This is a genomic window from Curtobacterium sp. MCBA15_008 (assembly GCF_001865065.1).
Lineage (GTDB): Bacteria > Actinomycetota > Actinomycetes > Actinomycetales > Microbacteriaceae > Curtobacterium.
Genome location: NZ_MJGN01000066.1, coordinates 1 through 377, shown reverse-complemented (window position 1 = coordinate 377; position 377 = coordinate 1). Strand labels below are relative to the sequence as shown.

Sequence of the window (377 nt, the reverse complement as noted above, 5' to 3'; positions counted from 1 at the left end):
CTTCATGACCACGTGGAACTGACACTCGACGACGGCATCCGCCTGCGCTTCAACGACCCCCGCCGTTTTGGTTGCTGGCTCTGGTCCGAAACACCGGACCAGCATCCACTGATCGCCAGCCTGGGGCCGGAACCCCTGGCACCGGAATTCAACGGGCGCCTGCTCTATCGACTCTCGCGGGGCAAGAAGACACCGGTAAAATCCTTCATCATGGACAACCATGTGGTGGTGGGCGTGGGCAACATCTATGCAAACGAAGCCCTGTTCAAGGCCGGCATCCACCCCCGTCGCGCCGCTGGCCGCATCAGCCTGGACCGCTACAACCGCCTGGTGGAAGCCATTCGCGAAACCCTCAGCGCCGCTATTCTCATGGGTGG

General features: G+C 62.1%; 1 pseudogene. It reads left to right on the top strand.

Annotation, left to right across the window (positions count from 1 at the left end):
* Positions 1 to 12: 12 nt before the first annotated feature.
* Positions 13 to 377, top strand: a pseudogene (locus BIU96_RS17690) (DNA-formamidopyrimidine glycosylase); the annotation flags it as partial.